Source organism: Pseudomonas sp. BW16M2, from assembly GCF_014268865.1.
Classification (GTDB): domain Bacteria; phylum Pseudomonadota; class Gammaproteobacteria; order Pseudomonadales; family Pseudomonadaceae; genus Aquipseudomonas; species Aquipseudomonas peradeniyensis.
Window position 1 is genome coordinate 20,962 of the sequence record NZ_JABWRI010000005.1, and the last position, 13,144, is coordinate 34,105.

The 13,144-nt window shown below is 63.6% G+C and carries 11 protein-coding genes; 7 read left to right on the forward strand and 4 right to left on the reverse strand.

What is annotated here, in order from left to right:
• The first annotated feature begins 10 nt into the window (after positions 1 to 10).
• Positions 11 to 352, forward strand: a complete 342-nt coding sequence (locus HU735_RS06605; protein ID WP_186712873.1) for a cupin domain-containing protein — start codon at positions 11 to 13, stop codon at positions 350 to 352.
• A 52-nt stretch (positions 353 to 404) separates the two neighbouring features.
• Positions 405 to 1,484, forward strand: a complete 1,080-nt coding sequence (locus tag HU735_RS06610; RefSeq protein WP_186712874.1) for a polyamine ABC transporter substrate-binding protein — start codon at positions 405 to 407, stop codon at positions 1,482 to 1,484.
• Positions 1,485 to 1,603: 119 nt separating this feature from the next.
• Here HU735_RS06610 and HU735_RS06615 read toward each other — a convergent pair whose 3' ends face one another.
• Positions 1,604 to 3,187, reverse strand: coding sequence for a peptide chain release factor 3 (locus HU735_RS06615; RefSeq protein WP_028689614.1), 1,584 nt, complete (start codon positions 3,185 to 3,187; stop codon positions 1,604 to 1,606).
• Between the two features lie 493 nt (positions 3,188 to 3,680).
• Here HU735_RS06615 and HU735_RS06620 point away from each other — a divergent pair, with 493 nt between their 5' ends.
• Genes HU735_RS06620 through HU735_RS06635 form a run of 4 tightly spaced genes read left to right on the forward strand, consistent with a single transcriptional unit; the run spans position 3,681 to position 7,123 of the window.
• The gene (locus tag HU735_RS06620; protein WP_186712875.1) at positions 3,681 to 4,394 is read left to right on the forward strand and encodes an ABC transporter permease subunit; all 714 of its coding nucleotides are present in this window, start codon (positions 3,681 to 3,683) and stop codon (positions 4,392 to 4,394) included.
• 13 nt (positions 4,395 to 4,407) lie between these two features.
• On the forward strand, positions 4,408 to 5,319 hold the full coding sequence (locus tag HU735_RS06625; protein ID WP_186712876.1) for a glycine betaine ABC transporter substrate-binding protein: 912 nt from the start codon (positions 4,408 to 4,410) through the stop codon (positions 5,317 to 5,319).
• Positions 5,316 to 5,969, forward strand: a complete 654-nt coding sequence (locus HU735_RS06630; RefSeq protein WP_186712877.1) for an ABC transporter permease — start codon at positions 5,316 to 5,318, stop codon at positions 5,967 to 5,969. The genes HU735_RS06625 and HU735_RS06630 overlap by 4 nt, the downstream gene beginning before the upstream one ends.
• Positions 5,966 to 7,123 carry an ABC transporter ATP-binding protein gene (locus tag HU735_RS06635; protein ID WP_186712878.1) on the forward strand — a complete coding sequence of 386 codons (1,158 nt, stop codon included), beginning with the start codon at positions 5,966 to 5,968 and terminating at the stop codon, positions 7,121 to 7,123. Before HU735_RS06630 ends, HU735_RS06635 begins: the two co-directional genes overlap by 4 nt.
• 91 nt (positions 7,124 to 7,214) lie before the next feature.
• On the opposite strand, the gene HU735_RS06640 is transcribed toward HU735_RS06635, so the two are convergent.
• The 3 genes from HU735_RS06640 to HU735_RS06650 form a co-directional block, all read right to left on the reverse strand.
• The gene (locus HU735_RS06640) at positions 7,215 to 9,632 is read right to left on the reverse strand and encodes a TonB-dependent siderophore receptor (RefSeq protein ID WP_186712879.1); all 2,418 of its coding nucleotides are present in this window, start codon (positions 9,630 to 9,632) and stop codon (positions 7,215 to 7,217) included.
• 108 nt (positions 9,633 to 9,740) lie between these two features.
• Positions 9,741 to 10,703, reverse strand: coding sequence for a FecR domain-containing protein (locus HU735_RS06645; protein WP_186713013.1), 963 nt, complete (start codon positions 10,701 to 10,703; stop codon positions 9,741 to 9,743).
• A gap of 17 nt (positions 10,704 to 10,720) precedes the next feature.
• Complete coding sequence (locus HU735_RS06650) at positions 10,721 to 11,209, reverse strand: sigma-70 family RNA polymerase sigma factor (RefSeq protein ID WP_134689971.1); 489 nt, start codon at positions 11,207 to 11,209, stop codon at positions 10,721 to 10,723.
• Positions 11,210 to 11,865: 656 nt separating this feature from the next.
• Between HU735_RS06650 and HU735_RS06655 the strand changes: the two genes are divergently transcribed.
• Entirely contained in the window at positions 11,866 to 13,029 is a 1,164-nt protein-coding gene (locus HU735_RS06655) for a type III PLP-dependent enzyme (RefSeq protein ID WP_028689608.1), read from the forward strand.
• Positions 13,030 to 13,144: the final 115 nt, after the last annotated feature.

Genomic DNA, 13,144 nt, shown 5'->3' on the forward strand with positions numbered 1-13,144 from the left:
TCCACCGGTCATGAGCATCACCCAGTTCAAGCACACCGACAGCGCCATCCTGGACAGCTCCATCCCGGTCGCCGTGCCCCTCGGCGAGCCGGTCGCGGTCACCTCGGTCACTTGCATCGAACGCAATGACGGCGTCGAGACCGGGATCTGGGAATGCACCCCGGGGCGCTGGCGGCGGCAGATCGTGCAACAGGAGTTCTGCCACTTCATCAAGGGCCGCTGCACCTTCACCCCGGACGGTGGCGAGCCGCTACTCATAGAAGCCGGAGACGCCCTGATGCTACCGGCCAACAGCCTCGGCACCTGGGATATCCAGGAGACCGTGCGCAAGACCTACGTACTGATTTTCTGATCCGCTGATCGCCTGCCTTCGATAACAACAGACAAAGCAAGGTAACCCCGACATGCGCACGCTCCTTCTCGCTCCCCTGATGCTGGCCGCAAGCGTTGCCGGCGCCGCCGACTCGGTGAAGATCTACAACTGGTCGAGCTACATCGCCCCGGACACCCTGAAGAGCTTCCAGCAAACCACCGGTATCGTGCCCACCTACGATGTGTTCGACAGCAACGAGACCCTCGACGGCAAGCTGATGACCGGCAACTCCGGCTACGACGTGGTGTTCCCTTCCAACCACTTCATGGCCCGGCAGATTCAGGGCAAGGCCCTGAAAAAATTGGACAAGTCGCAGCTGCCGAACTGGAAGAATCTCAACCCGGTGCTGCTCAAGGCGCTGGAGGTGAACGACCCAGGCAACCAGTACGGCTTCCCCTACCTGTGGGGCAGCACCGGCATCGGCTACAACATCGACAAGGTCAAGGCGGTGCTCGGCGACAACGCGCCCATCGATTCGTGGGACCTGTTCTTCAAGCCCGAATATCTTTCCAAACTCAAGAGCTGCGGCGTGGCGGTGCTGGACAACGGCCCCGAGCTGCTGCCGATCGCCCTGCACTACCTGGGCCTGCCGCACCACAGCCAGAACCCGGCGGACTACGACAAGGCCAAGGCGTTGCTGATGAAGGTGCGACCGTACATCAGCTACTTCCACTCCTCGAAGTACACCGGCGACCTGGCCAATGGCGACGTGTGCCTGGTGGTGGGCTTCTCGGGTGACGTGCTGCAGGCGAAGAACCGCGCCGAGGAGGCGAAGAACGGGGTGAAGGTGGGCTACTCGATCCCGAAGGAAGGCGCGCCGATGTGGTTCGACATGGTCGCCATGCCGGCCGATGCGCCCAACGAGAAAGCGGGGTACGCCTACATGAACTATCTGTTGCAGCCGGAAGTGATGGCGAACATCAGCAACTTCGTGCAGTACGCCAATGGCAACCAGCAGGCGGACGCACTGGTGGACCCAGCGATGAAGGGCAACACGATGATCTACCCGAGCGCGGATGTGATGGGCAAGTTGTATGCCCTGGAGGCGATGCCGGCGAAGATCGACCGGATCAGGACGCGGATCTGGACCAGTATAAAAGCGGGGAACTAGAAACATTCGTGGGAGCGGGCTTGCCCCGCGATAGCGTCCGATCAGGCATTACCTCTGCCTGGATTGGCGCTATCGCGGGGCAAGCCCGCTCCTACAGAGTCAGGCTCGGGCCTTCAGAATCAGTGATGCTCGCGGGTCGCGCGGAACTTGATGTCCGGCCAGCGCTCTTCCATCAGCGACAGGTTGACCCGGGTCGGGGCCAGGTAGGTCAGGTGACCGCCACCGTCGATGGCCAGGTTCTCCATGGCCTTGTTCTGGAATTCCTCAAGCTTCTTCTTGTCGTCGCAGCTGATCCAGCGCGCCGACCAGACGGTGATCGGCTCATAGGCGCACTCGACCTTGTACTCTTCCTTCAGGCGGCTGGCGACCACATCGAACTGCAGCACACCGACCGCGCCGAGGATGATGTCGTTACTGCGCTCGGGGAAGAACACCTGGGTGGCGCCCTCTTCGGCCAGCTGCTGCAGGCCCTGGCGCAGCTGCTTGGATTTCAGCGGGTCCTTCAGGCGCACGCGGCGGAACAGCTCCGGGGCGAAGTGCGGGATACCGGTGAAGCCCAGGGCCTCGCCTTCGGTGAAGGTGTCGCCGATCTGGATGGTGCCGTGGTTGTGCAGGCCGATGATGTCGCCGGCATAGGCCTCTTCCAGCTGCTCGCGCTCGGAGGAGAAGAAGGTCAGCGCATCACCGATGCGCAGGTCCTTGTTGATCCGCACATGACGCATCTTCATGCCCTTCTCGTACTTGCCCGAGCAGATGCGCATGAAGGCGATGCGGTCGCGGTGTTTCGGGTCCATGTTCGCCTGGATCTTGAACACGAAGCCGGTGAATTTCTCTTCCACGGGCTCCACGGTACGCTCGTGGGCCACCCGGCCCAGCGGGCGCGGCGCCCAGTCGACGACCGCGTCGAGCACATGGTCGACACCGAAGTTGCCCAGGGCGGTACCGAAGAACACCGGGGTCAGCTGGCCGTTGATGAACTCGTCCTGGTTGAACTCGTGGCAGGCACCCTGCACCAGCTCCAGTTGCTCGACGAACGAATCATACTGGTCGCCCAGGTGCGCGCGGGCCTCGTCGGAATCCAGGTTCTGGATGATCTTGGCTTCGGTGCGCTCGTGGCCGTGGCCCGGGGTGTAGACGACGATGTAGTCGCCGGTGAGGTGGTACACGCCCTTGAAGTCGCGGTAGCAACCGATCGGCCAGGTGATCGGCGCGGCCTTGATCTTCAGGACTGCCTCGATCTCGTCGAGCAGTTCGATCGGGTCGCGGATGTCACGGTCGAGTTTGTTGATGAAGCTGACGATCGGCGTGTCGCGCAGGCGGCAAACATCCATCAGGGCGATGGTGCGCGGCTCTACACCCTTACCACCGTCGAGCACCATCAGCGCCGAGTCCACCGCGGTCAGGGTGCGGTAGGTATCTTCCGAGAAGTCCTCGTGACCGGGGGTGTCGAGCAGGTTGATCATGTGCTCGCGGTAGGGGAACTGCATCACCGAGGTGGTGATGGAGATGCCGCGCTGCTTCTCCATTTCCATCCAGTCGGAGGTGGCGTGGCGGTCGGACTTGCGCGACTTCACGGTACCCGCGACGGAGATCGCCTTGCCCATCAGCAGGAGCTTCTCGGTGATGGTGGTCTTACCGGCGTCGGGGTGGGAAATGATTGCGAAAGTGCGGCGCTTCGCGACTTCGGCGGCCTGGTTGGTCATGGGAAATCGCCTGACTGGGGATTCAAAAAGGGGCGATATCATACCTGAAGTCGGGGCGCGGGCCAAAACCGAAGATACGAAAGGCGCCCCCAAACGGGCACTCGTGGGAGCGGGCTTGCCCGCGAAAGTGCCGGAACAAGCACAACCAATCTACCGGACAATCGCTTTATCACGACAAATGGCCACAGGGCAGTTACTTCAACGCCTTCAGCACTCCAACACGCCGTTTTTTCTCGTCATGTTCATAAGCAACCAGTTATTAACACTGGCCAAACGCCGCCCCAGATGGGAACCTTTCCCTCCACGGAGACGTCCACTCCCCTGCAACCCGCTTCGGTTCTGGGCTGGTTTCACCTGCTTCACGAGCCCGACGGGGTTCGGCTCATGGCCTGATGCCGCGCATCGGGCTGCTGCTCGCGACCACGCTGCCCGCCGCCAGGAATGGCCGGCCGCACGGGGGTGTGATCGCCGACTATAAAAAAGGAGTCCGCCTGTGGTTGCACGCTACGGAAAAGGGCTGTTGGGATGGGCCGCCGTGCTCGTCATCCTGGCCCTGCTGGTCCACTGGATCGGCATCGACACGATCGACCGCTACCGCGACGATCTTGGGTTCTACCTGCAAGCGCACCTGGTCCTGGTGCTGGCTTCGATGGCGGCGGCGCTGGCCGTGGGCATCCCCGCCGGCATTGCCTTGAGTCGACCGCACCGGGTCGACAAGGCAGAGCGCTTCATGCAGTTCTTCAACGTTGGCAACACCATCCCTCCCCTGGCCGTCCTGGCCATCGCCCTGAGTATCCTGGGCATCGGCGCAGGTCCCGCGATCTTCGCGCTGTTCCTCGCCTCCCTGCTGCCCATCGTGCGCAATACCTACGAGGGCCTGAAAAACGTCCCCGCCTCGCTCAAGGAAGCCGCCACCGGCATCGGCATGACCCCGCGCCAGCAGCTGTGGCAGGTGGAACTGCCCAATGCCGTGCCGATCATCGTCGGCGGGGTGCGCGTGGCCCTGGCGCTGAACGTGGGTACCGCGCCGCTGGCGTTCCTGATCGGCGCCAACAGCTTGGGCAGCCTGATCTTCCCCGGCATCGCCCTGAACAACCAGCCGCAGCTGTTGCTGGGCGCCGCGTGCACCGCGCTGCTGGCCCTGGTGCTCGACGCGCTGGTGAGTTTCTCCAGCAAGCGCTGGCTGGAACGTGGCCTGGCCCGATAACGAGAGGGATACCATGAAGAAGACAATCGCCCTGTTGCTGGGCGCGGCCCTGCTATGCGCAGGCTTTGCCCAGGCAGCGGAAAAGCCGCTGATCCGCATCGGCGCCCGGGTGTTCACCGAACAGACCGTGCTCGCCGAAATCACCGCCCAGTACCTGCGCGCCAACGGCTTCGACGTGCGGGTGACCGCCGGCCTTGGCAGCAACATCGCCCGCCAGGCCCAGGAAACCGGTCAGCTCGACCTGATGTGGGAATACACCGGTGTCTCGCTGGTGTCCTACAACCATATCGACGAACGCATGCCCAGCGCCGAAGCCACCTACGCCCGGGTCAAGGCACTCGATGCGAAGAAAGGACTGGTCTGGCTGGCTCCGTCGAAGTTCAGCAACACCTACGCACTGGGGCTGCCCAGGCAGGTCGCCGCGGCCTACCCGCAGGTCAACACCATCAGCGATCTCAACCAGGTGCTGCGTGACGAGCAAGGCCGTAACCACCTGGTGGCCCTGGACACCGAGTTCGCCAATCGCCCCGATGGCCTGGTCGGCCTGCGCGAGATGTACGGGCTGCCCCTGGACCGGCGCAACATCCGTCAGATGGATGGCGGCCTGGTCTACACGGCGATGCGCAACAACCAGGTGTTCGCCGGCCTGGTCTACACCACCGACGGGCGCCTGGACGCCTTCGACCTCAAGTTGCTGGAGGACGACAAGCACTACTTCCCCGACTACACCGCGGCGCCCGTGCTGCGCAAGGCGGTGCTCGACGCCCACCCACGACTGGCCACCCTGCTCGAGCCGCTGGCCAATCAGCTCGACGACCAGACCATGCGCAAGCTCAACGCCCAGGTCGATGTCGAACACCAGAGCCCGACCGTGGTCGCCGCGGCATTCCTGCGTGAGCACTCACTCGGCGAGGTACAGCCATGAACCTGCTCGACACCTTTGCCCACCTCGACTGGACCCAGGTCCTGCAACTGACCGGGCAGCACATCACCCTGGTCGGCATCGCCGTGGGCCTGGCCATCGTCGTCGGCGTGCCGCTGGGCATCCTGATGACCCGCTTCCCGGTATTCGCCGGCCCCCTGCAGGCCAGCGCCACGGTGCTGCTGACCATCCCCTCGATCGCCCTGTTCGGCCTGCTGCTGCCGTTCTACTCGAAGCTCGGCCAGGGCCTGGGACCGCTACCGGCGATCACCGCCGTGTTCCTCTATTCACTGCTGCCGATCCTGCGCAACACCTACCTGGCCCTGACCAACGTCGAGCCAGGCATCCGCGAGGCCGCCCGCGGCATCGGCATGACCTTTGGCCAGCGCCTGCGCATGGTCGAGCTGCCCATCGCCGTGCCGGTGATCCTGGCCGGCGTGCGCACCGCCATGGTGATGAACATCGGCGTGATGACCATCGCCGCGACCATCGGCGCCGGCGGCCTGGGCGTGCTCATCCTCACCGCCATCAGCCGCAGCGACATGTCGATGCTGCTGGTCGGCGCCGTGCTGGTCAGCCTGCTGGCGATCATCGCCGACCTGCTCCTGCAAACCCTGCAACGTGCCCTGACTCCGGAAGGACTGCGCCCATGATCGAACTGAAGAACCTCAGCAAGACCTTCAACGTCAACGGCAAGGACGTCAAAGCCGTCGACGCGGTCAGCCTCACCGTCAACGAAGGCGAAATCTGCGTGTTCCTCGGCCCGTCGGGCTGCGGCAAGAGCACCACGCTGAAGATGATCAACCGTCTGATCACCCCGACCTGCGGCCAGGTGTTCATCAATGGCGAGGACACCATCGCGCTGGACGAAGTGAGCCTGCGTCGTCATATCGGCTATGTGATCCAGCAGATCGGCCTGTTCCCCAACATGACCATCGAGGAGAACATCACCGTGGTCCCGCGCCTGCTTGGCTGGGACAAGCAGAAATGCCACGACCGCGCCCGCGAGCTGATGCACATGATCAAGCTCGAGCCCAAGCAGTACCTGCAGCGCTACCCGCGCGAGCTCTCCGGCGGCCAGCAACAGCGCATCGGCGTGATCCGCGCCCTGGCCGCCGAGGCGCCGGTGCTGCTGATGGACGAGCCGTTCGGCGCGGTCGACCCGATCAACCGCGAGATGATCCAGAACGAGTTCTTCGAGATGCAGCGGGCGCTGAACAAGACGGTGATCATGGTCAGCCATGACATCGACGAGGCCATCAAGCTGGGCGACAAGATCGCCATCTTCCGCGCCGGCAAGTTGCTGCAGCTGGATCACCCGGACACCTTGCTGGCCCATCCGGTGGACGATTTCGTCAGTAACTTCGTCGGCCAGGACAGCACGCTCAAGCGCCTGCTGCTGGTCCGCGCCGAGGATGCCGCGGACAACGCGCCATCGGTGAGCCCGCAAACGCCAGTGAGCGACGCGCTGGAACTGCTGGACGAGCATGACCGCCGCTACGTGGTGGTCACCGATGAGCAGAACAAGGCGCTGGGCTATGTGCGTCGGCGCGACATGCACCGCCAGCAGGGGACGTGCGGGGATTTCCTGCGGCCGTTCAATGCCACCGCGGCGCATGACGAGCACCTGCGCATCCTGCTGTCGCGGATGTACGAGTTCAATCGGGCGTGGTTGCCGGTGCTGGATGCCGAAGGGATGTTTTTGGGGGAGGTGACGCAGGAGTCGATTGCCGCGTACCTGAGTTCTGGGCGCTCGCGGGGGGCGAAGACCAGTATCGTGTCGCCGGCCGAGGCAGTGACCTCCTGATGGAAAGCCGGCTCCCACAATGAGCTGCGCGGTTCCTGTGGGAGCCGGCTTGCCGGCGAAAAGGCTGCAAAGCAGCCTCGGCGATCTCGAATCAGAACCCTACACTGGCCTGCACATAAAACGTGCGCGGCTCACCCACATAGATCCCGGCGTTGTTGTCGCTGGAACGGGTGAAGTACTGCTTGTCGAAGAGGTTCTTCACCCCCGCCGCCAGCTTCAGGTTCGACAGCTGCGGCCCGAAGTCATACCCGCCACGGGCATGCCAGGTCACGTACCCCGGAATATCGCCATACTGACCGTCAGCACTCGGCTCGGTGATGTAGTCACCGTTGAAACTGCCGTTGGCATTGATCCCGGTCCCCGGCGCACGCTGCTTGGATTGGGCGTAGGCATCCAGGTTCCAGGTCCAGCGATTGACGGCGTAACGCAGCCCGGCAGTGGCCACCTGGCGCGAGTAGAACGGCAGGTCGCGGCCCTTGAAGCCGGGAATCTCCCCTTCATAGGTAGCGCGGGTATAGGTGTAGCCACCATTGACCGACAGGCCTTCCAGGCGCGGGTCGAGCCCGGCCAGGTCGTAGCGCACGGAGGCCTCGATACCCTGGTGCTTGGTCGCCCCCAGGTTGGTCCAGCCGACATCGTTGCTGATGTACTGCAGCTCGTCGTCGAAGTCGATGTAGAACGCGGTCAGCTCACCGGCAAAACCGCCGTTGTCGTAGCGCGTACCCACTTCGTAGGTCTTGGCTTTCTCGGGCTCAAGGCCATTGGCCGTGCTGTTGCCGGTACCGCCCTGGCCCAGCTGGAAGTACTGCAGGCTGCCGAACGAGGTCTCGTAGTTGGCGAACAGCTTCCAGGCGTCGGACATGTGGTACATCACGCTCAGCGCCGGCAGCGGTTCGTTGCTGGTGATGCTGCGGTTCTTCTCCGGCACCGGGCGATAGTTGGCGTCCATCACCGGGCGATCGCGCCAGTCGGTGTTGATGTGCTCGAAGCGGATGCCCGGGGTGATGGTCCAGTTGCCGACGTCGATCTTGTCATCGATGTAGTAGGCGCTGGCCTCGGTGCCGCCGCTGCGGTCCTGGAACACATGGCCGTCGGAGGTCGGGGTGACCGTGGGCACGTTGTCGACCAGGGCCAGGCGCGTGGACTGCTCGCGCATGGCTTCCTTGAGGTAGCGATAGCCGACACTGACTTCCTGGGTGGTCGGGCCGACGAAGAAGATCCGCGACAGGCGTGGCTCGATGGCAAAGGTGTGGTAGTTGCGCGGGTACGACGACAGGGTCTTCATGTCGCGTGCAGCGATGGCGCTGCCACGGAAGCTGTCGGTGTAGTAGGTCAGCACCTCGAACTGGGTGGCGTCGTCGATCTGCCGCAGCCACTTGAACGAAACATCCTTGCGCCGGCCACTGAAGTAGTCGTAGTCACGCACCGACTGGTAGGGATCGTGGTCGTACTGGGCCTGGGTCAGGCCGCCGGGCATGTCGGCACGGCCGTCGTAGTAGTGGAAGTTGAGCCAGAACTCGTCGACATCGGTCGGCGCCCAGTGGGTCTTGAGCATCACATCGTCGATATCGTTGTCGTTGTTGCTGCTGCGATAGCCGTCACCGTTCACGCCGGTGTACAGCAGCGCCACGCCCATGCCGTTGTCGGCGGTGCCGCCGACGAAGGCCGACTCGGTGTGCTTCCAGCCGCCATGGCGGGAAGTCTCCAGGGTGGTGGACAACTCGCCGGTGGCCTTCTCGGGAATCGCTCGGGTCACGAAGTTGATCACCCCGCCGACGTTCTGCGGGCCATAGCGCACGGAACCGGCGCCGCGCACCACATCGATACTGTCGAGGTTGCCCGAGGAGATTGGCGCCATCGACAGCTGCGGCTGGCCGTAAGGGGCGAAGGCCGCCGGGATGCCGTCGATCAGCACGGTCGAGCGCGGCGACAGGCGCGAGGTAAGGCCGCGCACGCCGACGTTCAGCGACAGGTCGCTGCCGCCGGTGCCGTTGGAGTCCTGCACCTGCACGCCGGGGATGCCGCGCAGGGCATCGCGCACGTTCATCGTGCCCTTTTCCACCATCGCTTCGCGGCGCACCACAGTGCGCGCGCCGGGATGGTTCTGCACCACGCTCTGCTGGGCGTCGCCCAACCAGTCACCGACCACCTTCACATCGGTGGGCGCCAGCTCCAGGCTGCCGGTGGTCAGGCTTCCGGCGGCCTGGACCGGCTTGACCACCACGGTGTCCGCAGACTGCTCGAAGGTCAGCCCGCTGCCCTGCAGCAGTTGCTGCAGGGCCTGCTCCGGCGCCAGGTTGCCGGACACCGCCGGGGCCTGCTTGCCGTCCACCAGTTCGGGGCTGAAGAACAGCTGCAGGTGGGTCTGCTGACCCAGCTGCTTGAGTGCGCCCGCCAATGGCTGGGCCTGGATCTGGATGCTGTCGGCGTAGCTGTTGCCGGCGGCGGCGCTGACCGCCAGGGCCAGCGCCAGGCGGCGCAGCTGGAGAAGGGGCTTATTGTTGTTCACGTCTTCGAGGGGTCCTGAGAGTCGGGATAAACGCCAACTGCATGCAAATGGAAATGCTTGGCAGTTGCAGCTGGCGGGGAAGACGAACGAACGGAAAAAAACCTGAATTTATTTCAGAACAATTTCGCTGGAGCCATCCGGACGGGTCTTCACCTGCACCGGCAGGATGCTCGGCAGCGCCCGCAGCAGCGCGTTCGGGTCGTCAGTGCTGAAGGTGCTCGACAGGCGCAGCGCAGCGGCCTTGCCGGGTGCCACATGCAGCGGCTGGGCGCGATAGCGGGAGACTTCCGCCACCACTTCGCTCAACGGCGCGTTGTCGAACACCAGCTTGCCCTGGCGCCAGGCGGTCACGGCGTTGGCATCGATGGCATAGGGTGCGGCGACCTTGCCCTGGGCGTCGATATGCGAACCCTGCCCGGCACCGAGCAGCGCCAGCGACTCGGCCGCGCCCTGCACCTTCACTGAACCCTGCTCCACGGCCACGCGGGTGCTGGTCGGCTCCTGGCGTACATCGAAACGGGTGCCGGTGACGGTGACTTCACCCTGTGCGGTGCTCACCACGAAAGGCCGGCCACTGTCGTGGGCAACGATGAACATCGCCTCGCCCGCCCCCAGGCGCACAAGGCGTTGCCCCGAAGAGAACATCACCTGCACCTGGGTGGCACTGTTGAGTTCCAACCGTGATCCGTCCGGCAGTTCGACCTGACGCCGCTCGCCCAGGGCCGTAGTCAACGTGTCCTGATGGTTGAGCTGCTGGTACTGCCAACCTGTCCAGCCCAGCCCCAGCGCGACCACCGCCACGCCGGCCGCCAAGGCCTGACGCAGCAGACGGCGGCGTGGAAGCTGGCGCACCGGTTCGGGCTGGCACAGCGCTTCGAGGCGTTGTCGGGGGATGAAATCGGCGGCGCGCCACAGCTGTACCAGGCGCTGGTACTCCTCGCGATGGCGTGGGTGCTGCGCCAGCCATGCCTGCAAGGCCTGCTGCACGGCGCTGTCATGCGGCGCCTCCTGGGCCCGGGCGAACCAGCTGGCCGCCTGCTCGCCCACGGGGTCGGGCGCGTGCTGTCTGATCAATGGGGTCTCCTGACTCATCTGGCCGACACATCCAGGTGCTCACGCAGATGTCGGAGCGTGCGGATCATATACTTTTCGACCATGTTCTTGGTCAAACCCATGCGCTCGGCGATCTCGGCCTGGGTCAGGCCCTCGAGCTTCTGCCAGATGAACACCCGGCGGCAGTTGAGCGGCAGCTCGGCCAGCGCCCGCTCGACGCTGTCGGCCAGTTCCAGGGCATGCACATAGGCCTCCGGATCGCTGCCATTGGCGGCGCCGTCGGCGAACGCCTCAAGTTCGAGTGCCTGGCGACGGTCCTCGCGGCGAAAGCCATCGACGGCGATGTTGCGGGCGGTCTGGTGCAGGTAGGCACGCGGCTGCTCGACCTGCTCGTTCGGGTTTTCCAGAACCCGGACAAAGGCGTCGTGGGTGAGGTCCTCGGCCTGCTGACGACTGCGCAACTTGCGCGTCCAGGTGCCGATCAGCTCATGGTAGTGGTCGAGGAAGCCTTTGTGTCCGGACACGTTCGGGGTCGTCAGGGAGGCAGATGAGGTCGCGAATAGTAATGTTTCTCATCAAGGACGGCAATCGGCCCATTCTTGAGCCGACCAAGGGTGGTTTCCAGTGTCGGTAACAAAAAATTTATGGCGATTTCGAAAAAAATGACGGGCGTCGCGCCGTGGCCATAAATATGAACACTCTCCGGAAAAACCCCGTTCACCACACAACTCCGACAAACGGTCTTCTGCCGATTCTTCGGCTCTTTCGCGGCGAAAGCCAGCCAACATGCAAAGAACCCAGCTATCAGCCGTTCGCGACCAGATCGCCACCTATTCCACAATTTTTAACGCTTGTGGCCTTTTCCGGAACATCCACGCCACGCATCGGTCGGTTATTGCAGCGGTGGGGCATCGATACACGACGAACACCCCGGACCTGCCTGTTGATCTTGCGGTTTTCACGTCCTAAAGTGCGCGCCGAACGTCCATGCTGGAAACGATCCATCCGGCTCAAGTACTGACGACGAGACAGCAAGGTCACCCGCCGCCCTTTCCCGGCACGGTTGACCTTTTTGCTTTCGGCGACATGCCTTGGGAAGTAGGCGAACCAAAGTGGGGATACGGAGGACGTTCAGTTTGCTGCCACTTATCTTTTCAGTTTGCCCATGGAGCCCTTGAGCATGTCGATCCAGGTCGAAGACTACTTTGCGCGTGACACCTTCCAGAAGATGAAGGCGTTCGCCGACAAGCAGGAAACCCCGTTCGTACTCATCGATACCCAGATGATCAGCCAGGCCTATGACGACCTGCGCGCCGGTTTCGAGTTCGCCAAGGTCTACTACGCGGTCAAGGCCAACCCGGCGGTCGAGATCATCGACCTGCTCAAGGAGAAAGGCTCGAGCTTCGACATCGCCTCGATCTACGAGCTGGACAAGGTGCTGGGCCGTGGCGTCAGCCCCGACCGCATCAGCTACGGCAACACCATCAAGAAGTCCAAGGACATCCGCTACTTCTTCGAGAAAGGCGTGCGCCTTTACGCCACCGACTCCGAAGCCGACCTGCGCAACATCGCCAAGGCCGCGCCGGGCTCGAAGGTCTATGTGCGTATCCTCACCGAAGGCTCCACCACCGCCGACTGGCCGCTTTCGCGCAAATTCGGCTGCCAGACCGACATGGCCATGGACCTGCTGATCCTCGCCCGCGACCTGGGCCTGGTGCCCTATGGCATCTCCTTCCACGTCGGCTCCCAGCAGCGCGACATCAGCGTGTGGGACGCGGCCATCGCCAAGGTCAAGGTGATCTTCGAGCGCCTGAAGGAAGAAGACGGCATCGAGCTGAAGCTGATCAACATGGGCGGTGGCTTCCCGGCCAACTACATCACCCGCACCAACAGCCTCGAGACCTACGCCGAGGAGATCATCCGCTTCCTCAAGGAAGACTTCGGCGACGACCTGCCGGAAATCATCCTCGAGCCTGGCCGCTCGCTGATCGCCAACGCCGGCATCCTGGTCAGTGAAGTGGTGCTGGTGGCGCGCAAGTCGCGCACCGCGGTCGAGCGCTGGATCTACACAGACGTGGGCAAGTTCTCCGGCCTGATCGAAACCATGGACGAGGCGATCAAGTTCCCGATCTGGACCGAGAAGAAAGGCGAGACCGAGGAAGTGGTGATCGCCGGCCCGACCTGCGACAGCGCCGACATCATGTACGAGAACTACAAGTACGGCCTGCCGCTGAACCTGGCGATCGGCGACCGCCTGTACTGGCTGTCCACCGGTGCCTACACCACCAGCTACAGCGCGGTGGAGTTCAACGGCTTCCCGCCGCTGAAAGCCTACTACCTGTAATGCACAACGGGGCCGCAAGGCCCCGTTTTCAATTCTATCGCGGGGCAAGCCCGCTCCCACGCCCGTGGTGAATACCCGCGGGAGCGGGCTTGCCCCGCAATATGACCGGAACAGA

Excerpts from the sequence above, each read along its gene's own strand:
- HU735_RS06610 (WP_186712874.1), top strand. The coding sequence starts at position 405 with ATGCGCACGCTCCTTCTCGCTCCCCTGATGCTGGCCGCAAGCGTTGCC.
- HU735_RS06615 (WP_028689614.1), bottom strand. The coding sequence starts at position 3,187 with ATGACCAACCAGGCCGCCGAAGTCGCGAAGCGCCGCACTTTCGCAATC.
- HU735_RS06630 (WP_186712877.1), top strand. The coding sequence starts at position 5,316 with ATGAACCTGCTCGACACCTTTGCCCACCTCGACTGGACCCAGGTCCTG.
- HU735_RS06635 (WP_186712878.1), top strand. The coding sequence starts at position 5,966 with ATGATCGAACTGAAGAACCTCAGCAAGACCTTCAACGTCAACGGCAAG.
- HU735_RS06605 (WP_186712873.1), top strand. The coding sequence starts at position 11 with ATGAGCATCACCCAGTTCAAGCACACCGACAGCGCCATCCTGGACAGC.
- HU735_RS06655 (WP_028689608.1), top strand. The coding sequence starts at position 11,866 with ATGTCGATCCAGGTCGAAGACTACTTTGCGCGTGACACCTTCCAGAAG.
- HU735_RS06625 (WP_186712876.1), top strand. The coding sequence starts at position 4,408 with ATGAAGAAGACAATCGCCCTGTTGCTGGGCGCGGCCCTGCTATGCGCA.